18 protein-coding genes are annotated in these 21,983 nt (G+C 36.4%); 12 read left to right on the top strand and 6 right to left on the bottom strand.

Going from position 1 to position 21,983, the window contains the following annotated elements; translation table 11 throughout:
* The first annotated feature begins 12 nt into the window (after window positions 1-12).
* The 3 genes from dnaG to LZQ00_RS15020 are packed head-to-tail and all read left to right on the top strand — an operon-like array spanning window position 13 to window position 3,422.
* A complete protein-coding gene (dnaG, locus tag LZQ00_RS15030) occupies window positions 13-2,007 on the top strand; it encodes a DNA primase (protein WP_234510079.1) in 1,995 nt (664 codons plus the stop codon).
* A 1-nt stretch (window position 2,008) separates the two neighbouring features.
* A complete protein-coding gene (locus tag LZQ00_RS15025; protein ID WP_234510078.1) occupies window positions 2,009-2,371 on the top strand; it encodes a YraN family protein in 363 nt (120 codons plus the stop codon).
* A gap of 13 nt (window positions 2,372-2,384) precedes the next feature.
* The gene (locus tag LZQ00_RS15020) at window positions 2,385-3,422 is read left to right on the top strand and encodes a glutaminyl-peptide cyclotransferase (protein WP_234510077.1); all 1,038 of its coding nucleotides are present in this window, start codon (window positions 2,385-2,387) and stop codon (window positions 3,420-3,422) included.
* Between the two features lie 487 nt (window positions 3,423-3,909).
* Here LZQ00_RS15020 and def read toward each other — a convergent pair whose 3' ends face one another.
* The gene (gene def, locus LZQ00_RS15015; protein WP_234510076.1) at window positions 3,910-5,136 is read right to left on the bottom strand and encodes a peptide deformylase; all 1,227 of its coding nucleotides are present in this window, start codon (window positions 5,134-5,136) and stop codon (window positions 3,910-3,912) included.
* A gap of 110 nt (window positions 5,137-5,246) precedes the next feature.
* Between def and ruvX the strand changes: the two genes are divergently transcribed.
* Complete coding sequence (ruvX, locus tag LZQ00_RS15010; RefSeq protein WP_234510075.1) at window positions 5,247-5,660, top strand: Holliday junction resolvase RuvX; 414 nt, start codon at window positions 5,247-5,249, stop codon at window positions 5,658-5,660.
* Window positions 5,661-5,663: 3 nt separating this feature from the next.
* Entirely contained in the window at window positions 5,664-6,098 is a 435-nt protein-coding gene (gene ybeY / locus LZQ00_RS15005; protein ID WP_234510074.1) for an rRNA maturation RNase YbeY, read from the top strand.
* A gap of 95 nt (window positions 6,099-6,193) precedes the next feature.
* Here the strand turns inward: ybeY and LZQ00_RS15000 are convergent, their stop codons facing one another.
* Window positions 6,194-6,613, bottom strand: a complete 420-nt coding sequence (locus tag LZQ00_RS15000; RefSeq protein ID WP_234510073.1) for a nucleoside-diphosphate kinase — start codon at window positions 6,611-6,613, stop codon at window positions 6,194-6,196.
* A 146-nt stretch (window positions 6,614-6,759) separates the two neighbouring features.
* On the opposite strand from LZQ00_RS15000, the gene LZQ00_RS14995 reads away from it, so the two are divergent.
* The 6 genes from LZQ00_RS14995 (at window position 6,760) to LZQ00_RS14970 (ending at window position 14,543) form a co-directional block, all read left to right on the top strand.
* Window positions 6,760-7,608: a 4-hydroxy-3-methylbut-2-enyl diphosphate reductase gene (locus tag LZQ00_RS14995; protein WP_234510072.1), complete on the top strand. Its 849-nt coding sequence runs from the start codon at window positions 6,760-6,762 to the stop codon at window positions 7,606-7,608.
* An 81-nt stretch (window positions 7,609-7,689) separates the two neighbouring features.
* Complete coding sequence (gene hemH, locus LZQ00_RS14990; RefSeq protein WP_234510071.1) at window positions 7,690-8,718, top strand: ferrochelatase; 1,029 nt, start codon at window positions 7,690-7,692, stop codon at window positions 8,716-8,718.
* Window positions 8,719-8,735: 17 nt separating this feature from the next.
* Entirely contained in the window at window positions 8,736-10,007 is a 1,272-nt protein-coding gene (locus tag LZQ00_RS14985) for a metallophosphoesterase (RefSeq protein ID WP_234514822.1), read from the top strand.
* A gap of 176 nt (window positions 10,008-10,183) precedes the next feature.
* Complete coding sequence (locus LZQ00_RS14980) at window positions 10,184-11,233, top strand: UDP-glucose--hexose-1-phosphate uridylyltransferase (RefSeq protein WP_234510070.1); 1,050 nt, start codon at window positions 10,184-10,186, stop codon at window positions 11,231-11,233.
* Window positions 11,234-11,235: 2 nt separating this feature from the next.
* A complete protein-coding gene (gene galK / locus LZQ00_RS14975) occupies window positions 11,236-12,387 on the top strand; it encodes a galactokinase (protein ID WP_234510069.1) in 1,152 nt (383 codons plus the stop codon).
* A gap of 227 nt (window positions 12,388-12,614) precedes the next feature.
* Window positions 12,615-14,543, top strand: coding sequence for a PQQ-binding-like beta-propeller repeat protein (locus LZQ00_RS14970; RefSeq protein WP_234510068.1), 1,929 nt, complete (start codon window positions 12,615-12,617; stop codon window positions 14,541-14,543).
* A 77-nt stretch (window positions 14,544-14,620) separates the two neighbouring features.
* Here LZQ00_RS14970 and mfd read toward each other — a convergent pair whose 3' ends face one another.
* A complete protein-coding gene (mfd, locus tag LZQ00_RS14965; RefSeq protein WP_234514821.1) occupies window positions 14,621-17,956 on the bottom strand; it encodes a transcription-repair coupling factor in 3,336 nt (1,111 codons plus the stop codon).
* A 184-nt stretch (window positions 17,957-18,140) separates the two neighbouring features.
* Window positions 18,141-18,722, bottom strand: coding sequence for a hypothetical protein (locus tag LZQ00_RS14960; protein WP_234510067.1), 582 nt, complete (start codon window positions 18,720-18,722; stop codon window positions 18,141-18,143).
* Window positions 18,723-18,855: 133 nt separating this feature from the next.
* On the opposite strand from LZQ00_RS14960, the gene LZQ00_RS14955 reads away from it, so the two are divergent.
* Window positions 18,856-19,890 (top strand): endonuclease/exonuclease/phosphatase family protein, encoded by a 1,035-nt coding sequence (locus LZQ00_RS14955; protein ID WP_234510066.1) that lies wholly within the window; start codon window positions 18,856-18,858, stop codon window positions 19,888-19,890.
* A gap of 59 nt (window positions 19,891-19,949) precedes the next feature.
* On the opposite strand, the gene galE is transcribed toward LZQ00_RS14955, so the two are convergent.
* Together galE and LZQ00_RS14945 are read right to left on the bottom strand one after the other, a co-directional pair.
* Window positions 19,950-20,978, bottom strand: coding sequence for a UDP-glucose 4-epimerase GalE (galE, locus tag LZQ00_RS14950; protein ID WP_234510065.1), 1,029 nt, complete (start codon window positions 20,976-20,978; stop codon window positions 19,950-19,952).
* Window positions 20,975-21,970 (bottom strand): UDP-glucuronic acid decarboxylase family protein, encoded by a 996-nt coding sequence (locus LZQ00_RS14945; protein WP_234510064.1) that lies wholly within the window; start codon window positions 21,968-21,970, stop codon window positions 20,975-20,977. Before LZQ00_RS14945 ends, galE begins: the two co-directional genes overlap by 4 nt.
* Between the last annotated feature and the right edge of the window lie 13 nt (window positions 21,971-21,983).

Here is a 21,983-nt window from a genome sequence, read left to right as displayed (position 1 = left end):
AAGGACAAGAAATTGATCAAACAAGAGATAATAGATAAGGTACTGGATGCTGCTCGCATTGAAGAGGTTGTTGGGGAATTTGTGGATCTGAAAAAGCGAGGCACATCACTTATCGGAAATTGTCCTTTTCACCATGAGAAAACACCCTCGTTTCACGTTTCAGTATCCAAAGGTATCTATAAATGTTTTGGATGTGGAGTAGGGGGAGATTCCTTAAAGTTTGTGATGGAATTGGAAAAGTTTTCCTACCCCGAAGCCATTCGATTCCTTGCAAACAAATATAGCATTGAGATTGAAGAGGTAGAGCGCTCTCCTGCACAATTAGCTGCACAAGATAAACGTGAGAGTTTATACATACTGAGCAGTTGGGCGAGTAAATTCTTCAAAGAAGAGATGTGGACCACAGAACTTGGGCAGGTTATAGGACTTCAGTACTTTAAAGAGCGTGGTTATCGAGAAGATATCATCAAGAAATTTGAACTAGGCTATTCTCCGGATAATTGGACAGCGCTCGTAGATGCTGCGACAAAGGCGGGCTTCCATCCTGATTACCTGAAAGAAATAGGTCTTGCCATAGAGCGTGACGATAAGAGCTTGTACGATCGGTTTCGCGGTCGGGTCATGTTCCCCATACACAATTTGACAGGAAGAGTGATTGGTTTTGGAGGTCGAACGTTAAAAACAGATAAGAAAGTTCCAAAATATGTAAACTCTCCTGAAAGTGATATTTATCATAAATCTGATGTACTCTATGGGCTCAATTTTGCCAAGAAAGCAATCATGGATGATGATAATTGCTATTTGGTAGAAGGGTATGCCGACGTTATTTCCATGCACCAAGCAGCAGTAGAAAATGTGGTATCCTCTTCAGGGACGTCATTGACTACAGGGCAGATTCGTTTAATCGCTCGATTTACAAAGAATGTAACCATCCTTTATGATGGAGATGAGGCTGGTATAAAGGCTTCTCTCCGCGGAACAGACATGTTACTAGAAGAGGGCTTAAATGTAAAAGTGCTGCTTTTTCCTGATGGAAATGATCCAGACTCCTATGTGCAGAAATTTGGATCTACAGCCTTTAAAGATTACATCAAAGCCAATCAACAGGATTTTATATTCTATAAAACAAGAATCCTACTTCGTGATACGAACAATGATCCCATCAAAAGGGCAGAGGTTATTCGAGAAGTCGTTGAAAGTATAGCGCTTATACCCGATGAAATCAAAGTGTCTGTTTTCATTAGAGAATGTAGTACCCTATTGGATATCGAAGAGCGGATCCTGCTTTCAGAACTCAATAAGATTCGTATTTCTAAATCTAAAAAAGCAGATAAAGACTTCGCTAAGAAAAATACAGCAGGAATGGGTGCAACTCCTCCGCCGATGGATGGTCCTCCAGCAGATTTCTTCCTGACCGAGGAGGAGCGAGGAGGAGCGACATCAATCGCTACGGAAAGCCCTTCTCAACAGATTACGGCAGAGATTCTGCAAGAGCGGGAGATTATTCGCATTTTGATCAATTACGGAGATTATTTAGCCACTTGGGAAGGTGATGGAGATATCCCAGTTGCTGGTTTGCTGTTGAGCAATATTGACGATGTCAACTTTGAAGACAAAGCTGCTGCCTATATTTTGAAAGTTTATCGCGAAGCTGTCGAAAAATTTGAAATACCCGAAGTAAAACAATTTTATTCCAATCCTGATTCCGCAATTGCTGAGTTGGCGGTGAATTGCGTCGCATCAAAATATAGTCTAAGTGAAAACTGGAATGACGATAAACGCAAAATATACGTTACTCAAGAACATGAGCATCTTAAAACCCTTGTTGTAACGGCAATTTATCGGATCAAAAAGAGAAAAATTGAAAGAGAGATGGTCAAGATCCGAGAAGAGCTTAAATCAGAGAAAGATGACGCCAATATTGAAGTCTTGATCTTTAAATACCAAAAGCTAAAAGATGCCGAGAAAATGTTGGGTGGATTGCTTGGAAATATTGTGGTGAGGTAATATGGCGAAACATCTTGAGTTTGGAAAATTGGGAGAATTATATGCCGATAAATTTCTTCAAGATTTAGGATGTGAAATTGTGTTAAGAAATTGGCGGTATAAGAATTTAGAAGTAGATTTGATTGTCAAAGATGCTGATATCTTGGTTTTTGTTGAAGTAAAGACACGTAGTCAACTTGATTTTGGAGAGCCATTTGAGTTTGTCGATTGGCAAAAAAAACGAAAACTGACAAGGGCGGCAGATTGTTACTTGAGAAAATATAAGATTACAGGAGAGATTAGATTTGATATTGTCTCCATCTTGATAATGGAAAAAGAAAATGTACAAATAGAACACATTAAAGATGCGTTCTGGAACGAATAAAAGTATTTTTTATATGAAAAAAACAAAGTATATCCTTTTAGGTTTGGTATTGAGTCTGGGAGCTTGTAAGACACAAAAATCAGGTAAATTGGAATTCGCTAAACCTGACGCTAGCCAATCCATCCAACAAGGAGATCCTATTCAGTTGCAATTGAAGTTTACCTCTTCCGATTTTGATTCGGTGGTGTATTATATCGATAACCAGGTTGTTGGTTCTAAGAAAGATACAGTTGCAGTTCAGGTGGACAGTAAGAATTTTACTTTTGGTAGTCGCAATATCTCAGCGAAACTATATCAAGGAGCAAAAGTGGATAGTGCAAGTGGATTGATTTATATTGTACCACAAGCGCCAAAGGAATATGGTTTTGAAGTCGTAAATAAATTTCTGCACGATACGACTGCTTATACGCAAGGGTTACAGTATGAAAACGGTATGCTTTATGAATCTACAGGTAGTGGAAACAACACAATCACCTCATTACGTCGTGTAGATTTAAAAACAGGTAAAGTATTACAGAAAAAAGAATTTGATTCGCAAAAATATTTTGGAGAAGGAATGACGATTGTTGGCGATAAAATCGTGATGTTAACTTGGCAAAACATGGAAGGTTTTGTACTCAATAAATCGGACTTTGAATTGGTCAAAACTTTTCCTTATACCAATAGCAAAGAAGGATGGGGTTTAACCTATGATGGGAAACGCTTGATTAAATCTGATGGATCCAATAAGCTTTATTTCCTAGATGCCAATACACAAGCTGAGTTGAGCTCCATTGAAGTATATGATGAAAATGGTAAAGTTGATGCATTAAACGAATTGGAATATATTGATGGAAAAATATATGCCAATGTATATGAAAAAGATATCATTGTTATTATAAACCCAGAAACAGGAGCTGTAGAAGGTCGAATTAATTTAGTGGGAATCTACCAACATGCCCAATATGATAATGAGTTGAATGGCATTGCGTATGATCAAGCAGGTAAAAGATTGTTTATAACGGGCAAACTTTGGAATACCCTGTTTGAAATCAAAATGATTGCTCGTTAAGCAATCCGGCTAGTTGAAAGAAAAAATAGCGCTATTATACAGCGCATAGAAAAGTACCATAAATTCAAAAAAGAGCATAGACTTAGGTTTTATGCTCTTTTTTTATGTCTTGAAATCCGGTTTTGATGCCTATACACATGTATCCTATATACCTATTTCATACTGGGATAGCGAGATGAATCTATTCAGTTTTTAGCATAAAAAAACCAAAAACAGACAATTACAATTCACATTCCGATAGATCTTAAGATTAAAAGACTAACAACTTCGGAGTTAACTTAGGTATTAGATAGAGATAAGTTGGGTATAGTAGGGGGTTTATAGGGATATACCCCTACTAACCCCCTATTATACCCCTATAAACCCCCTGTTAAACCTCTATTAATAGACAAGTTAATACGACATTAAGGTCAAGTCGTATCAAACGCTATTCCTTCATGCAGTTGGACTTATCTAAAAGTATGGGGTAGCCGTATTTGTCGTTTTTTTAAGGACGAATAGTGTTTGGTTTAACAAAAAATTCCATTTTGTCACTCAAAGGTTCGAACACTTCTTTTTGAGCCTCATCAATTCGATCGGGATATAAGATACCGTAAAGATGATCGACCTCATGTTGGAAAATAACGGATGTAAACCCTTCGATATTCTCTTCAACAACTTTTCCCTCTTTACTGATATATTGTAGCCGTATCGTATAGCTTCGTAATACTTCTTCTTTGCGATTAGGGATTGAAAGACATCCCTCAAAACCCTTTCTCGTGAATTTTGATCTCCAAATAATCTTAGGATTGATATAAAATTCAAACGGTTCTCCTGGTTTATCAAACCGTTGTACAAGAATCATGTTTTTATTGATTCCGATTTGTGGAGCAGCAATACCAACACCTGCATGTTCAGGATCTTGAACCGTAAGAAGCATTCTTTTTTCTAAAATCGAGATGAGAGGATCATCGTATTTGATATCTGAAGATGCAGTGGTAAGTATAGTCAAATCTTTTTTATCTGTAATCTGTAGTACTCTTAACTTATCATTTACCGAGCCTTCGTTGATAATTTTTAAATCTGCTTCACTAAAATTTTGTCCTGTATTCACATCAACAGGTCTTTCATTTTTTGGTTTATGGAATGCTTTTTCTCCAGCCATAATCTTGGTATCTAAAATATTTTCTTTTGGCGGTACAGGACAACGATAGCCATTGCTATACGCGCAATAAGGATTGTAAGCAGTATTAAAATCGATGGTTACTTTACCATCCTTGATGTCTTCGGTAGATAAATCGATATACCGACCACCATTATAGGACTCTTGACCATTTGTTAAATCTAGAAATGGTAAGAATAAGTGGTTTTTGTATAATGGATTTTGAAATAATGCCGCACTTTGATAAACTGTTAAACTATAAGGTTTATTATCCAGCGTAAAATTTAAAATAGCATACCGCTTATAGGGATTGCTGGTACCATCATACGTTGGCATTTTAAAAGTTTCTTCTCCAATTAATAAGGAAACTTCAGCAGTCACTTGATATTCCTTATTAGCAGGGAAATAATCTAAATATTTAATTTGATCTTTAGGTAAAGGACCAAATTTTGTTTTGGATAATTCCAACGCTTTTTCTTCCCTGCTTTTTGTGATGATTGCTTGGTAATCTTGTGCATATACTTGCATACAAAACGCCGATAGGAAAATACTAACTATAATCGAGTATTTCATTTCTTGTTATTTAAAGTCTAGCAAAGTTATAGATTTATTTAATCAATTGAGAATCTATTTACTCATACGGAAATTGTATTTTTGTCAACAGATTCAACACAGGCATCAGTATGAGATTAATGGCTTTTGATTATGGAACGAAACGTATCGGTATAGCAGTAACGGATCCTATGCAAATAATTGCAACAGCTTTGACAACCGTACATCCAGATGACGTTTGGAAATTTTTAGCGGATTATTTTACTACTGAACAAGTAGAAACCTTTGTTGTCGGAAAACCATTGCAAATGGATGGTACAGACTCGCAATCTGCGATACATGTACTCGGATTTGTTCGAAAGTTGAAAAAGACCTATCCAGCAATTCAAGTCGTTGAAATAGACGAACGTTTTACGTCAAAGATGGCCTCTGCTGTGATCGCTCAAAGTGGTAAGAAAAAAAATAAAAGACAAGATAAAGGAATTGTAGACACCATTTCAGCAACTATAATCTTGCAAACGTATATGGAAACTAAAGCATTTTAGAAAATGGCATTAAAAGATATTCTATTCTTTGCAGAAGACATTGAATTTATATTAAAGGAAAAAGCAAAAGTCCGTGAATGGATTTTGGCAACAATCAAATCAGAGGGATTTAAACGGGTAGGAGAATTAAGTTTTATCTTCTGTTCTGATAAATACTTATTGGAAATCAATAAGCAATATTTGGATCATGATACCTATACAGATATTGTTACGTTTGATTCTTCAGAGGATGAAGATGTGATCGCGGGGGATATTTTTATCAGCGTTGAACGTATTGCGGAGAATGCTGAAAAGTTTAAAGTCAGCAGTCGAGATGAATTACACCGCGTGATTGCTCATGGTGTCCTACACTTATGTGGATATTATGATAAAACAGCAGAAGATAAAACTCGGATGACAGCTAAAGAGAATGAATATTTAGAAAAACGTACGTTTTAAAAATAGGTCCTTTCTGTCATTAAGTACTCAAGATTTCATAAAAAAGGCTTCCAACAGCATGTTGGAAGCCTTTTTTATGATGAAACAAATAAAGATTAAAATCTTTCGAATTGAGAAAAGAAAAATGAACCTTCGATTTGTGCATTTTCGTCTGAATCAGATCCATGAACAGCATTTGCATCGATAGATTTTGCATATTTGTTACGGATAGTACCTTCAGCAGCATCAGCAGGATTAGTAGCACCGATCAAAGTACGGAAGTCTTCAACAGCATTGTCTTTTTCTAAGATAGCAGCAACGATAGGACCTGAAGTCATAAAGGTTACTAAATCTCCATAGAAAGGACGTGCTTTGTGTACTTCATAAAATGCACCTGCTGTTTCTGTAGTCAAATGAATATATTTCATTGCTACAATTTTGAAACCACCTGCAATAATATCGTTCAAGATAGCGCCGATGTGACCATTTGCAACTGCATCTGGTTTGATCATCGTAAAAGTTCTGTTCGTTGCCATTAATATTTATTTTTTGCAAAAGTAATGATTTCTGCTAATAACTGAAGCACAAGCGTATTATATTCTTCTACGAATGTATTACTGTAACTTTTTCTTCAAAAAAGTATTTTCTTAGAGTATCAAGAAATGTTTAACTTTGTACTATTATGGCATTAAATCTAACGGTTGATATTGATAAGGATTCAGGATTCTGTTTTGGTGTAGTCTATGCAATAGATATGGCTGAAGAAATTCTTGAAGAAGACGGTTATTTGTACTGTTTAGGTGATATTGTACATAATGATGAGGAAGTTGCGCGTCTTAAGGCTAAGGGACTTCGTATCATCGCACACGATGTATTGCCGACACTTCAACATGAAAAAGTGTTGATTAGAGCACATGGTGAAGCCCCTGAAACCTATAAGATCGCTTTGGAGAACAACATCACCTTGATTGATGCTTCTTGTCCAGTGGTGTTGAAACTGCAAAATAGAATTAAAACATCTTATGATCAAGATGAAAAAATTCTAATTTTTGGTAAACATGGACATGCTGAGGTTGTGGGTTTGCAAGGGCAGACAGATAACGAAGCATTGGTGTTCCAAGATCTTGCTGAATTGGATGATGCGGTTTTGCCAGCGTCTTTTACCCTTTATAGCCAAACCACAAAAAGTGTCGATAAATTCTATGCGATTAAAGAAGAATTAATCAAAAGAGGATATGAAGTCAAAGCGAATGATACCATTTGTCGACAAGTCTCGAATCGTTATGAGGATCTCGTTCATTTTGCGCGACAATACGATAAAATAGTTTTTGTTTCTGGAAAAAAATCTTCAAACGGTAAAGTGCTTTTTGAAGTTTGTCTAAAAGAAAATCCGGACACCTATTTTGTATCAGAAGTCAATGAGATCGATCAGACAATGTTTAGCGAAAATGACCGTGTAGGTATTTGTGGAGCAACCTCAACTCCCATGTGGTTAATGAAAGAAGTGAAAGCTTTCTTAGAGGCGCTATAAGCCTTATTGACAAGTCATCAATATTTCATATTGTCATAGAACGCCTTATCTCCGATGTAATTTCCGTATTTTTGTTTTTAAATGAGTAAGAAAGCTACGAAAGGAATTTTATTAGTTCAACTTGGGACCCCAGATAGTCCTTCTACAGCAGATGTTAAAAAATATTTAACGGAATTTTTAATGGATGGGAGAGTGATTGATATTTCATATATCAAAAGAACTCTTTTAGTGAAGGGAGTTATTGCGCCAACTCGTGCGCCAAAATCAGCCAAGATATATCAGACGATTTGGGATCAAGAGACAGGATCTCCTTTGATGCATTATAGTGTGATACAATGTGATTTATTGCAAAAATCATTGGGAGAGGACTATCATGTCGAATTGGCGATGCGCTATCAAAATCCCTCTATTGAGCAGGCTTTAAAAAATTTAGAAGGTATGATGTTGGATTCCATTCGGGTTATTCCTTTATTTCCGCAATATGCTTCTGCAACTGCAGGATCTGTTATCGATCGTGTGATGGAATTGATCCGCAAATGGAATTACCTGCCCAATATCAGCTTTGTGAGCAGTTACTGTCAAGAGCCATTGATGATCGAAACATATGCAGATCATGCCCGACAACATGATCTTTCTAAATTTGATCATATTGTATTCAGTTATCATGGTCTTCCTGTCCGCCAATTAGGAAAAGTAGATCCAACAGGAACGTTAAAATGTCCAGAGGATGGTTGCGAATCGTGTAAAACCACAGTCAATTCTTTCTGCTATCTGTCACAATGTCATGGCACTACACGTGCTATTGTACAAAAATTGGGATTGGAAAAATCGCAATACAGCATCTGTTTTCAATCAAGATTAGGCAAGGAACCTTGGATTCAACCTTATACATCGAGTTTATTAGAAGATTTAGCAAAGAGTGGAAAGAAAAAACTATTGGTCTTTAGCCCCGCTTTTGTTGCTGATTGCATCGAAACCATCGATGAGATTGGCGTGGAATATGCTAATGAATTTAAGCATTTGGGAGGAGAAGAAGTTCAGCTTGTGGAAAGTCTGAATGCTGATCCCAAATGGATAGCAGCATTGAAGCGATTAGCCTTGAATGCTTAAAACAAATTGAAATAATGATGTTAATTATAAATGTTTTTATATTACTACTATTAGATTTTTATATCTTTTTTGCATTAAGATCAACCAAAATCAAGTTTGCACAAAGTAAACTTTTTACTATTCTCTGGTGGTCCTATTCCATTTTGCTTGCACTAGGCGTCATCATATCCTTTAAATTTAATATTCCGCTATCCATAAGATCGATTCTTTTAGTCACCTTTTTCATGACTGTAGCGTCTAAATTTTTCTTTTTCATCGTCTTACTGATTGATGATCTCCGGAGAGGAGGAGTATGGATAAAAAGGTTGATATTCCCTAAAAAATCAGTTCAACAAGTGGCTGAAGTCAATACGCCTTTGCCAGAAAAACCTGTTGACGGAATTACCCGCTCAGATTTTTTAACTAAAGCTGGAATATTAATAGGCGCTTCTCCGTTAGTTCCCCTAAGTTGGGGTATTATTTCAGGCGCTTATGACTATCGCGTGCGTCGTGAAAAATTGTATTTACCAAACTTACCCGCATCTTTTCACGGGATGACAATAGGACAAATTTCGGATATCCATTCTGGATCTTTTTATAATAAGAAAGCCGTAAACGGAGGGGTTGATTTATTATTGAAAGAAAAGCCCGATACCATTTTCTTTACGGGAGATTTGGTAAATAATGTCGCTTCAGAAATGCGCGATTATCAAGATATTTTCTCAAGAGTAAAAGCTGATCTGGGTGTTTTTTCAAGTTTAGGGAATCATGATTATGGAGACTACTATTATGGAAAAGAAGATTCCCCTGCTAAAAGAAAAAATCTTCAGGACTTGATTGCAACGCATAAAGTCATGGGGTGGGATTTATTGAATGATGAGCATCGTACTCTAAAAGTAAATAATGAAGAATTAGCGATTGTTGGTGTTCAAAATTGGGGAACCGGTCGTTTTCCAAAACATGGTGATTTAAAAAAAGCATTGAAAGGCACAGAAGAACAGGCAGTCAAATTGCTACTTTCCCATGATCCCTCTCATTGGCGGGCGCAGGTGTTGGATACTGATGTAGATGTCATGTTTGCCGGACATACACATGGGATGCAGTTTGGTGTTCGGTTAAAAAATATACAATGGAGCCCAGCCAAATATGTATATCAAGAATGGGCAGGGCTTTATAAAGAACAAGGAAATAAACAACTCTACGTCAATGTTGGGTATGGCTTTTTGGGTTATCCCGGACGGGTTGGTATATTACCTGAAATTACCATATTCGAACTTGTAAAAGGTCATGATCCAAAAGGAATCGTATAGTTGTTTTATAAGCTGATTTCATAAGACTATCCGTATTTATTGGAGGTTGCTATTTAATAAAAGATGCCAATAAAAAAATAAGTATATAATCGCATACTTATTTTTTTATTGGCATTTTCTTTAGTGGTACTATTTATTATCTTTAACAATCAAAGTAAATAAATAAAAAGATAACCATGCAGAAACCATTCGAACTTAATTCGGATCCCCATACCCGGTTGAATATTCTGACAGGAGAACGTGTTCTCGTTTCACCACATCGTAGTAAAAGACCTTGGCAAGGGCAAGTCGAAGATGTGAATCAAGAACAACGACCTGAATATGATGCTCAATGTTATTTGTGTCCAACAAATAAAAGAGCAGACGGAGACGTTAATCCCGATTACACAGAAAGTTTTGTGTTTGTCAATGATTTTTCAGCTCTTTTAAAGGATACTCCCCATGCGGATATCAATGAAGATGAATTATTCATTGCCGAATCGGAAAAGGGGATTTGTAAAGTCATTGCTTTCTCACCCCGACATGATTTGACCCTTCCTGAAATGTCAGTCCCAGCCATCAAGGCTGTAGTCGATGTTTGGCAAGATGAATTTGCGGCGTTAACAAAAAATGAATGGATAAAATACATTCAGATATTTGAAAATAAAGGAGCCATTATGGGCTGTAGTAATCCGCATCCACATGGTCAAATTTGGTCACAAAATCATGTGCCCATGGAGCTTCAGAAAGAATCTGTAAATCAAAAGAAATATTTTGATAAATATGGGAAGACGATGTTGTCGGCCTATATCGATGCGGAATTGAAAAAATCGGAACGTATTATCGAGGAAAACGATTCTTTTGTTGCTTTGGTTCCTTTTTGGGCGTCTTGGCCTTATGAAACTATGTTAATAAGTAAAAGATCCGTTCAAAATATCTTAGCATTTACAGAAAAGGAGAAAGAAGATTTAGCAGCTATTCTGAAATTGTTAACCACTCGTTATGACAATCTTTTCAATACTTCATTCCCTTATTCTGCGGGTATGCACCAATCTCCTGTCAATAGTGGAGATTTTCCAGAATGGCACTGGCATATGCATTTTTACCCACCATTATTACGATCGGCAACCGTCAAGAAATTTATGGTCGGTTATGAAATGTTGGCAAATCCACAGCGTGATATTACACCAGAGTTTGCCGCTCAACAACTTAGAAATTGCTCTACCATCCATTATAAAACCGTTTAAAAATGATAACGAAAGAATCCATAAAAAATAAATTTAAATCCATTTTTCAAGAAGATCCTATTATTGCTCGATCACCAGGAAGAATTAACATCATCGGCGAGCATACCGATTACAACGATGGTTTTGTCCTTCCAGCGGCAATTGATAAAGCAGTTTATATTGCTGTTTCGAAACGAGCAGATGATTTGATCTCCTTGTACGCGGAAGACTATAAAGGGAAATACGAAGTAAATCTGCATGATATTGCTCCAACAGATTTGCATTGGCCTAATTATATATTAGGCGTCGTTGATCAGATCCAAAAAAGAGGATTAACAATTGGAGGATTTAATCTTTATATTGATGGTGATGTTCCTCTTGGTGCTGGTTTATCCTCTTCAGCAGCTGTGGAATGTGCAACTACATTGGCATTGAGTGAACTCTTTCAATTGCATATTGAACGCCTGGAGATTCCTAAAATTGGTCAATTAGCCGAACATACCTATGCAGGTGTTAAATGTGGTATTATGGATCAGTTCGCTTCTACTTTTGGGAAAAAAGATCAAGTGTTAAAATTGGACTGTCGCTCGCTAGAATATGAATATGTTCCTTTAATTCTGGAAGGCTATACCATCATCTTGTTAAACACGAATGTAAAGCATGCCTTAGGAGATACTGCTTATAACAAACGGGTAGAGCAGTGTAAGCAAGCAATAGGGTGGATAAAAGAAAAATATCCAGCTGTAGTGAACATGCGTGATGTTTCTGTTGCTATGTTAGATGAGATGGTAAAGGATAAAGATGCTGAGGTGTATACGAAAACAAGATTTGTGGTAGAAGAAAGTGAACGTGTACATCAAGCTTGTGAAAACTTAAAAGCAGGTAATCTGGTTGCGTTAGGTCAGAATTTATTGGCATCACACCATGGATTGAGTCAAGAATATGAAGTGAGTTGTGCAGAATCTGATTATCTGGTCGAATTTATCATACAGTTTCCTGAAGTACTGGGGGCGAGACAAATGGGTGGAGGGTTTGGAGGTTGTACAATCAATCTGGTTAAAGATGACTTTATAGAAGAACTTATCGCTCAGGTATCGCCAAAATATGCTGAAAAATTTGGAAAAGAATTAACAGTCATCAGCGTAAAGACAGATGATGGAACATCCATTTTATAACCATTTACGATAACGACTTTGAAAACACTCCTATCCCAAGGAGTGTTTTTCTTTTTTGCACTGATTGTAATCTTTAAATTAATGTTTTTCCTGTAAGTCACGTTTATATTTATTATTGGAGGTATATATTTAACCTAATAGTGGTTAAATATCTACATATGTTGTTTTATTTTCTAATAATTTTATTTTTTATTGCACTTTTACAGCTTATATTAACAATTATAAGCATGCTAAAATATTTACTCATTTCAAGTCTCTTTGTTGGGACTTTACAATGCTCTTTTGCGCAGGAGGTTGTTCCTTTTGAGAGCAAAATACAGGAAGTCAAAATAGATCCATTTACTGGAAATATTATTGTAAAAACCAAGGAAGGTATCTCCAGTTTAAATCCGACAAGTAAAAAAATTGATTGGTCTGTTGCCACAGCAACAGTCAATAATGCGACGACCATGTCGAAGCTGTCTAAAGGGGTGAGTGCAATAGAAAATAATGATTTTTTAGCAGCATTTTCGTCAACTTCACAGATAGACTTAATTGCAAATTCTCCTTTTGCAGATGTTAAGTTTGACAATAATTCGGTTGTCGTAAACACAACAGATGGAAAAGTTGTTTATAATGCGGCAGAGCTCGGTTACAATACTTTGGCAGTAACATATATTCCAGAAAAGAAACAATTTCTAATTTTAGGTGAAAAGGATAAAAGTATCGACTTTGTAAATTTGGATTTACTTTCAGGAAAGGTAAATTGGACAAGTAAAGTTGGCGACACAGAATCGCTTTTCAAATCATTTGGAAGTGCATTTAAAGGCTTCTTGAAAGGGGATGTTCTTGTTGCAGATAATAGAGTGATAGTTTCTGGAAACCATATTTTTGCCGCTTTAAAGGGAATTCTATTCAATTTGGATGGAGAAACAGGAAATGTAAAATGGAAAACCGACTATTTGATCAATAATTTTTATGTAAGCGGAAAAGGAGATAAAATCGTTACTGTCACAAAGGGTGGCGGATTACTTTCTAGCAAACAGAATCTGAATATCTTGGATGTAAATGATGGCAATAAATTATGGAAAGATGATATTTCGACAAAATATCTTTCATATTTGGAAGATCAAGGTGATAAATTGTTAGTTGCGCATTCTTCTGGATTTAATTTCTTCGACTATGCTACAGGGAAGAAAGTTTGGAAAAAGGACGCCAAAGGAGATGAAATCAAAGAAGTAATTCCTGTGGGGCAAGACTATTTATATATTGCTGATATTGAAATGAATTTGGTTGATCAGCAAGGTCAAAATAAATGGAAGAAATTTGTGGAGATTGCCGAGGAGTCTGAAGATCGGGTTTACTACTTAGGAGCTGTTAGTAATAATCGTGTGTTTTATTTGACCGATACCTATGGTAATATGGTTGATTACACAACAGGAAAGAAAATATGGAAAAAGAATGCGGAGTTTGATAAAAAAAGACCATTGGTATATGCTGCTGATGGAGATCGGTTTTTAGTTTATAACAATAAGCGCATCTATACATTTGATGCATCCAGCATGGATAGTCCAATGCCGAAAGGAAAAATAGATGTGGAGAATGATAAGACTATTGAAAGTATCGAAGCTTTTGATTGGGGAGTTTGTATCGTAGGACAAAATGATGTCATTGGATTAGACAATGATGGTAAAACTATTTACCAAAATAGTTATAAAGAACCTGGAGAGGCAGGACGTCGTCTATTGAAAACAGGTGGAATTATTGGCTCTTCATTTTTTAGTGTAAGATCTTCATTAAAAAGAGGTGTTGCTGATATGAAATTTCAATATAGAGATGCTGATGGTAGTACTAGAGAGGAATATGTTTTTGATGCGCAGACTGCTAATAGAATTAAAAAATCGGCTAAAAATGATGATCAATATTCCGATGTCATTGATAAGAATCTGACCGCTAAAGTCGCTAAACGTTTCAACGGTTTAAAGCAAAACAGTGAATTTGCCTTTGTTTTAGCAAAGGGTGCTACTAGTCCTGAATTGATTAAAGTCCGTAAAAAAGATGGTAAAGAAGTAGCGAAAATTGAATTAGCAGGTAATAAACCGATCTATGAAGTTGATCCAATTGATGGAAGTCTGTACTATGCACAAGATTCAGAGTTGAAAATTTATAGCAACTAAATCTTTAGGAAATAACTAAAAAAGACGTCTTCATAAGTGATTAAGCTTATGAAGACGTCTTTTTCGTAATAGCGTACTTATTCCATTTCTTTTAACAGTTTTAAGGCATAGCTGATGCTATTGACATTGCTTAATGCCAACCGCAGCTGTCCTTTGATTTCTTTTAGATTACTGATCTCGGGATGTTGTTGTACGAAGGCCAATACTTTTCCAAATTGATCCGATTCGAAATAGCTCGATTTAGGATTATTGATAAAGTATCCTTTCAAGGTATTTTTCTTGTATGAGATTTTTTCAAATCCAACGTGTTTACCGAACCATTGTAGTCTTAAGGTATTGAACAGTTCAAAAACTTCATGAGGTACCGGTCCAAAACGATCCTCTAGTGAAACTGCAAAATTGGTCAATTGTTCCTCATTCTCCAGTTTTGATATCTCCGTATATAAATTGTAGCGTTCACTAATATTGGTCACATATTCATCTGGAATCAAGACCTCCATATCCGTGTCTATCTGAGTGAATGAAACATAGTGATGATCTTTATCGTTAGCAAAAACCTCTGAGAATTCATCTTCTTTTAATTCTTGGATCGCTTCATCGAGAATTTTATGGTACATTTCAAATCCAATTTCAGCAATAAATCCGGATTGTTCTCCTCCCAATAAATTACCAGAACCACGAATGTCTAAATCTCGCATCGCGACATTAAATCCAGCTCCTAATTCAGAAAATTCTTCGATCGCAGATAAGCGTTTATATGCTTCTGAAGTTAGCGTTGATAACGGAGGACTTAACAGATAACAAAAGGATTTTTTATTGGAACGCCCCACGCGTCCTCGCATTTGATGCAGATCACTCAAACCAAACATATGCGCATGATTGATGATGATGGTATTTGCATTGGGAATATCCAGACCTGCTTCAATGATAGTGGTAGCAACCAGAACGTCAAATTCATGATTGATAAATTTCAACATCACATCTTCCAGATCATCTCCCTCAAGCTGTCCATGGGCTATACCAATACGTGCATTTGGAACCAGTTTTTGAATCATTGCGCCCAGTTGCTTAAGATCTGCGACACGATTATGAATGAAAAATACCTGCCCTCCACGGTCCAATTCGTAGGACACCGATTCTTGGATCAATGTCTCGTTAAAAACATGTAATTCTGTTTGTACGGGTTGTCGATTTGGAGGAGGAGTGGTGATCAAACTTAAATCTCGAGCCCCCATAAGGGAGAAGTGTAAGGTACGAGGAATTGGGGTCGCCGTTAATGTCAACGAATCGACGTTTGCACGTAACACCTTCAATTTCTCTTTAACAGAGACACCAAATTTCTGTTCCTCATCAATAACCATCAATCCCAGATCCTTGAATTTGACATCTTTACTGACTAATCGATGTGTGCCAATGATAATATCAATCTTGCCATCCGCTAATTTGGCTAGTGTTTCTTTAATTTGTTTCGCTGTTTTAAAACGGTTGATGTAGTCTATGTTACAAGGTAGATCTTTTAACCGTTCGGTAAAGGTGCGGAAATGTTGAAGTGCCAAAATGGTTGTTGGAACGAGAACCGCAACCTGTTTACTATCGGCGACTGCTTTAAAGGCTGCTCGAATCGCAATTTCTGTTTTTCCAAAACCAACATCACCACACACCAATCGATCCATCGGATGTGGCGATTCCATATCACGTTTGACATCTGCTGTTGCCTTTTCTTGGTCAGGAGTATCTTCGTAAATAAAGGATGCCTCTAACTCATTCTGTAAATATGTATCTGGACTAAAGGCTGTACCTGTTTGTGCTTTACGCTTTGCATAAAGCATAATCAGATCTCGTGCAATATCCTTGACCTTTTTCTTCGTTGTCTTCTTCAGCTTATCCCAAGTGTCTGTTCCTAATTTATTCATTTTCGGAACAGAGCCTTCTTTACCGGAGTATTTAGAAATCCGATTTAATGAATTGATGTTGACATATAAAAGATCATTATCAGCATAACTCAAACGGATCATCTCTTGTGATTTTCCATTCACTTCTACTTTTTCAAGACCTGCATATTTTCCGACACCATGGTCAATGTGGGTGATATAATCTCCTGGTTTAAGATCACGTAAATCTTTTAAGGTGATGGCTTGACTTTTCTCGTAACCTTTTTTGCGTTTATATTTATAATACCGATCAAATATTTGATGATCAGTATAGCAAGCGAGTTTCACATTATCATCTCGAAATCCTTCACGGAAACCCTTATGAATAGGAATAAAAGAAACCGAACCATCGATATCTTCCAAGATCTTAAATATTCTTTCGATCTGTTTTGGCGAGTCTGATAAAATTAAATTCTCAACTTTATTTTTTTCATTCTCCTTAAAATTATGAATCAGGAGATTGAAATCTTTATTAAAAGAGGGTTGTGGGTGAATGTCAAACTTAATGATCTCGTCTGCTTTGTAAAAAAACTGCTTTCCAAATTCTACGATAGGGAAATCAAATAATAAAGCATTGAAATTCTTTTCATCCGAAAATCCATATTCGGGATTTATCCACTCGGGGTTATCTTTTTTCTCTTTCTCGGAAAGTGCCTTCCAAAATTCTGTCGCTTTCTTGTTTCCATCTTTGATGGTATCCAAGGTAAATTGAACATCTTTAACCCAAATGACAGAATCGCGATCGATGTATTCCAATAAAGAAATGTTTTGAGCGGTCAAAAACTTCGCTTGTACATTGGGAACAATGGTTACTTTATGAATTTTAGAAACGGAGAGCTGGGATTCAATCTCAAATGTTCGGATACTTTCAATATCATCACCAAAAAATTCGATACGGTAAGGTAAGTCATTGGAGAAGGAGAAGATATCGACAATTCCTCCACGGATGGCATATTGTCCAGGTTCGTAAACAAAATCTACACGATCAAAATCATACTCAAATAAAAACTCATTGATGAAGTCGATGCTTAATTTTGTACTTTCCGTTATTTCTAAGGTATTTTTTTCTAAATCACTTCTATTGATTACCTTTTCGGCAATAGCCTCGGGGTACGTAACGACCATTTTAGGGAGTTCAGAGGTATGATTCAGCGTGTTGAGGGTTTCTGCTCGTTGTAAGACATGTGTAGCATCCAATTGCGTAAAGTCAAATGCTTTACGGTATGAGGATGGGAAGAATAAAACCTGCTTGTCTAATAAACTTTCAAGATCACTTAAAAAGTAAGATGCATCTTCATGTGTCGGTAGGATAAAGATGTAAGGTCGTTCTTGCAAGGTATAACTTGCAACAGCCACCACGGCATCAGATGAGCCGATAAGGCCTTTTAATTGAACCTTTGGATTTTTAGCTTGTATCGCTTTTGTCAAAGTTTGGGTTAACTCACTTTGACCATATTTTTCTATAATTTCTTTAATTCCCACGCGTTCACTATTTTGGAATACTGCGAATTTAGTCAAAATCATGGGTTGTTACAAGATGAACACACCCGAATAGCCGGATATAGTCACTAAAACATGATCGTTAATGATTCAGTACGTATGTACTGATCGTTTCTCCCTGAACTGAAAAATTAAAACTTACAACTATTCATCGGTTTTTGACCAATTACAGGTTTGTATTGATATTTAAGACTTTGATATAATCATGTAGTGCGGTATCCTTCGCTGTATCAAGAATAAGTTGAAAATGTTCTCTAAAATCAAATTGATGGTCTTCATGAATCTTTTCGTATTTAGCGACAGCATGTTTTATTCGTCCTGCTATATATTTTTGTAGTTTATGGGCAGCAGATTGATAAGAGGAGCTGAAAAGGTGTGGATAGTTCATGATCGCTCTTTCTAAGATATATATCCGAAACTCCACTTCACTTATTTTGTCTTTTGTTACTTTCTCATGCTCATTGACCATCCCGCTTGCTTGTTTGACCAGCTTGCTCAATCCAACAAAATTACTCATGTTCGGCGAATTGAATACTTGAGAGGCACCAATATCAAAGAGTTGTTGTAAGTGTTTTCTTAGATTTTCAATGCGTGCTTCCAAGTCAGATTCATCTTCCAAAAGCTGAAAATGTAATTGCTTGACCAACATTTTATCTTTGCTAATCAAACGTAATAACAATTTATCTTTCTCCTTTATCGGGAGATTTAGCACTGCTTTTTTTAATTCTGGATCTTGATGAATGGACATGGTTTAAAGATAGTAGAAATTTAATGGTTTTAAAATAGATTCTAGATCTACGGTAGCCGTAGAAAAATGTCTTATTTTCTCTTTTTAGGAATATAGTTTAAACTGTATATTTAAGAAAATTAAAACCAGACCGATGATGCTTAGAAAACTACTTCTTCTTACGTTTATTTTTTTAGTGATAGGTGCATATGCACAAAAAAAGAAATTAAAAGTCTTTCAATTAAATATTTGGCAGGAAGGTACTGTCGTTCCAAACGGTTTTGAGGCCTTAGTCGATGAAATTGCTTACCGTGATGCAGACCTTGTTGCGCTTAGCGAAGTTCGCAATTACGACAATACGAAATTTCATGAGCGCATCGTTTCAGCTTTGGCAAAAAGAGGTAAAGTTTATTATTCTTTTTTTAGCGATGATAGTGGTATTCTCAGTAAATATCCAATTCTTGAACATGCACAGATTGGTTCTCCTCAAGAATTTATAGGAACTATTTACAAAGCCGTTGTTTCCTGTAATGGAGCGGAAATCGCTTTCTACACAGGACATTTGGAGTATACCAAAGGGGCTAATTATTTGCCTCGTGGTTACCATGCTGACACATGGGAAAAGTTGGAAAAACCTATTGTTGACGTGGATTCTATCTTGGCCAATAGTCTATCTTCAAGTCGAGATGAAGCCATTTCGTTGTTTTTAGCTGATGCGACTTTAGAGGAAAAGAAGAATCGTTTGGTTATTTTTTGTGGTGATTTTAACGAGGCTTCTTATTTAGATTGGACTTCTCGAACTAGTAACTTATTTGATCACAAAGGCTTAGTGATTCCTTGGCAAAATACAAGTATACTTGCAAAGCAGGGCTATGTTGATGCGTTCAGAAAAGTTTATCCAGATGAGGTCCGCTTTCCAGGATTTACTTTTCCAGCTTATAATAAAGATGTTGAAATTAAAAAATTAATCTGGGGTGCGGATGCCGATGAACGGGATCGTATTGATTTTGTCTTTTATAAAGAGAATACAAGATTAAAAGCAACCAAAGCTTATATTGTAGGGCCTAAAGAATCTATTCTAAGAGGTAAAATGGCTGTAGAACAAGATGAAAGTCAGTTTCTATTGCCAAGAGGAATTTGGCCTACGGATCATAAAGGGGTATTGGTGGACTTCGTATTACGGAAATAATCGACTTGCTACTAGAATGAAAAAGGAGATGACTCAATACAGTCAGCTCCTTTAGTTTTTTAAACGATTGGATTTTCTTGTAGATATTTCTCCCATTTCCAGGCACTATCCATCATTTCGAAGATCCCTAGTTCTGCTTTCCAATGCAATTCATTGGTAGATTTAGTTGCGTCACCATATACTTTTACGATATCACCTTCACGACGAGGACCAACCACATAGTTCAGTTTTTGACCAGATGCTTCTTCAAAAGCCTTAATCGCTTCTAAAACAGAGTAACCTTTTCCAGTTCCAACATTAAACACATCATATTTACCTGCTGGATTACCTTTTTCTAATAATTTGATCGCCGCAACATGTGCTTTTGCTAAATCAACAACGTGAATAAAATCACGCACGCAGAATCCGTCTGGTGTTTCAAAGTCATTTCCAAATACCGTTAATTGCTCACGCTTACCGATCGCTGTCTGTGTGATAAATGGTAATAAATTTTGAGGAACTCCTAAGGGTAATTCTCCAATTAATGCTGACTCATGAGCGCCTACTGGATTGAAGTAGCGTAATGCAATGATATTGAAGTTATCATAAGCCTTTGCTGTTTCTTCTAATATTTCTTCTGCAATTTGTTTGGTGTTACCATAAGGAGAAGTGGCTTTCTTTACAGGAGCTGCTTCGTCAACGGGTAAATAATCCGGTTCACCATATACGGTACAGCTGGAAGAAAATACAAAATTTACAGGCTTCTCACGATAAGCTTCCAGTAGGTTGATTAATGAGAAAAAGTTGTTATGATAATATTTTAAAGGATTTTTAACAGATTCTCCTACAGCTTTAGATGCTGCAAAATGGATAACACCACTAATATCACTATTGTTTTTAACAAATTCTAGAACCTTTGTATCATCACATAAATCAAATTGATGAAACTCTGGTTTTACCCCTATGATTTTCTCAATTTGATCTAACATTTTGATGCTAGAATTAGATAAGTTGTCAACGATAATAGGTGTATAGCCTGCATTGTGTAATTCAACAACGGTATGCGAACCAATATAGCCTGTGCCGCCTGTTACAAGTATTTTGCTCATTGTTTATAATTATAATATGTAAAGTCTTTATGTTCTAAATTTTCAATAGATAACGATTGATAATAAGCAATCGTACTTTTCAAACCTGTTATTCTCGAAGTCAGCGGTTCCCAGTTTAAAATGCGTTTTGCTTTTGAAATATCAGGTCTCCGTTGTTTAGGGTCTTCTGTTGGTAAGGGTTGGTATACTAATTTTCCTTTTGCTTGCGTAATTTCCAAAATTTCCTGAGCTAACTGGTTCAGCGTAATCTCTTCCGTGTTTCCGATATTGATAGGTTCGACACAATCAGCATGTAAGGCTTTAAAAATGCCCTCGATCTGATCAGAGACATAGCAGAAAGACCGTGTTTGCTCTCCATCTCCAAATAAGGTGATATCTTCTCCCAATAACGCTTGTTTAATAAAGGTCGGAACAGCACGTCCATCATTCATACGCATGCGCGGACCAAACGTATTGAAAATACGAACAATCCTTGTCTCTAAGTGATGGAAGTTATGGTAAGCCATCGTGATGGCTTCCTGAAAACGTTTAGCTTCATCATAAACTCCACGAGGGCCCACAGGATTAACATTCCCCCAGTAATCTTCCGATTGTGGACTTACTGTTGGATCTCCATAGATTTCGGATGTAGATGCCACTAAAATTCGCGCTCTTTTTTGAAGGGCTAAGCCTAATAAGTTATGGGTGCCTAAAGAACCAACCTTTAGTGTTTGAATAGGAATCTTAAGGTAATCTACTGGACTTGCAGGAGAAGCAAAATGTAAGATGTAATCCAAATGTCCTGCTACATGTACGAACTTGGAAACATCATGATTGTAAAATTCAAAATTGGAAAGTTTAAATAAGTGTTCAATATTACGAATATCTCCCGTTATCAAATTATCCATACCAATAACATGGTAATCTTCTTGAATAAAACGATCACAAAGATGAGAACCTAGAAATCCTGCAGCTCCAGTTATTAATATTCGGTTGCGTATCTTATTTTCCACTTATTTCCAACAA

The sequence above is a fragment of the Sphingobacterium sp. SRCM116780 genome, from assembly GCF_021442025.1.
GTDB lineage: Bacteria > Bacteroidota > Bacteroidia > Sphingobacteriales > Sphingobacteriaceae > Sphingobacterium.
This window is presented reverse-complemented; position numbering and strand designations above follow the sequence as displayed.

Excerpts from the sequence above, each read along its gene's own strand:
- LZQ00_RS15025 (WP_234510078.1), top strand. The coding sequence starts at position 2,009 with ATGGCGAAACATCTTGAGTTTGGAAAATTGGGAGAATTATATGCCGAT.
- LZQ00_RS15020 (WP_234510077.1), top strand. The coding sequence starts at position 2,385 with ATGAAAAAAACAAAGTATATCCTTTTAGGTTTGGTATTGAGTCTGGGA.
- def (WP_234510076.1), bottom strand. The coding sequence starts at position 5,136 with ATGAAATACTCGATTATAGTTAGTATTTTCCTATCGGCGTTTTGTATG.
- ruvX (WP_234510075.1), top strand. The coding sequence starts at position 5,247 with ATGAGATTAATGGCTTTTGATTATGGAACGAAACGTATCGGTATAGCA.
- ybeY (WP_234510074.1), top strand. The coding sequence starts at position 5,664 with ATGGCATTAAAAGATATTCTATTCTTTGCAGAAGACATTGAATTTATA.
- LZQ00_RS15000 (WP_234510073.1), bottom strand. The coding sequence starts at position 6,613 with ATGGCAACGAACAGAACTTTTACGATGATCAAACCAGATGCAGTTGCA.
- LZQ00_RS14995 (WP_234510072.1), top strand. The coding sequence starts at position 6,760 with ATGGCATTAAATCTAACGGTTGATATTGATAAGGATTCAGGATTCTGT.
- hemH (WP_234510071.1), top strand. The coding sequence starts at position 7,690 with ATGAGTAAGAAAGCTACGAAAGGAATTTTATTAGTTCAACTTGGGACC.
- LZQ00_RS14985 (WP_234514822.1), top strand. The coding sequence starts at position 8,736 with ATGTTAATTATAAATGTTTTTATATTACTACTATTAGATTTTTATATC.
- LZQ00_RS14980 (WP_234510070.1), top strand. The coding sequence starts at position 10,184 with ATGCAGAAACCATTCGAACTTAATTCGGATCCCCATACCCGGTTGAAT.
- galK (WP_234510069.1), top strand. The coding sequence starts at position 11,236 with ATGATAACGAAAGAATCCATAAAAAATAAATTTAAATCCATTTTTCAA.
- LZQ00_RS14970 (WP_234510068.1), top strand. The coding sequence starts at position 12,615 with ATGCTAAAATATTTACTCATTTCAAGTCTCTTTGTTGGGACTTTACAA.
- LZQ00_RS14960 (WP_234510067.1), bottom strand. The coding sequence starts at position 18,722 with ATGTCCATTCATCAAGATCCAGAATTAAAAAAAGCAGTGCTAAATCTC.
- LZQ00_RS14955 (WP_234510066.1), top strand. The coding sequence starts at position 18,856 with ATGATGCTTAGAAAACTACTTCTTCTTACGTTTATTTTTTTAGTGATA.
- galE (WP_234510065.1), bottom strand. The coding sequence starts at position 20,978 with ATGAGCAAAATACTTGTAACAGGCGGCACAGGCTATATTGGTTCGCAT.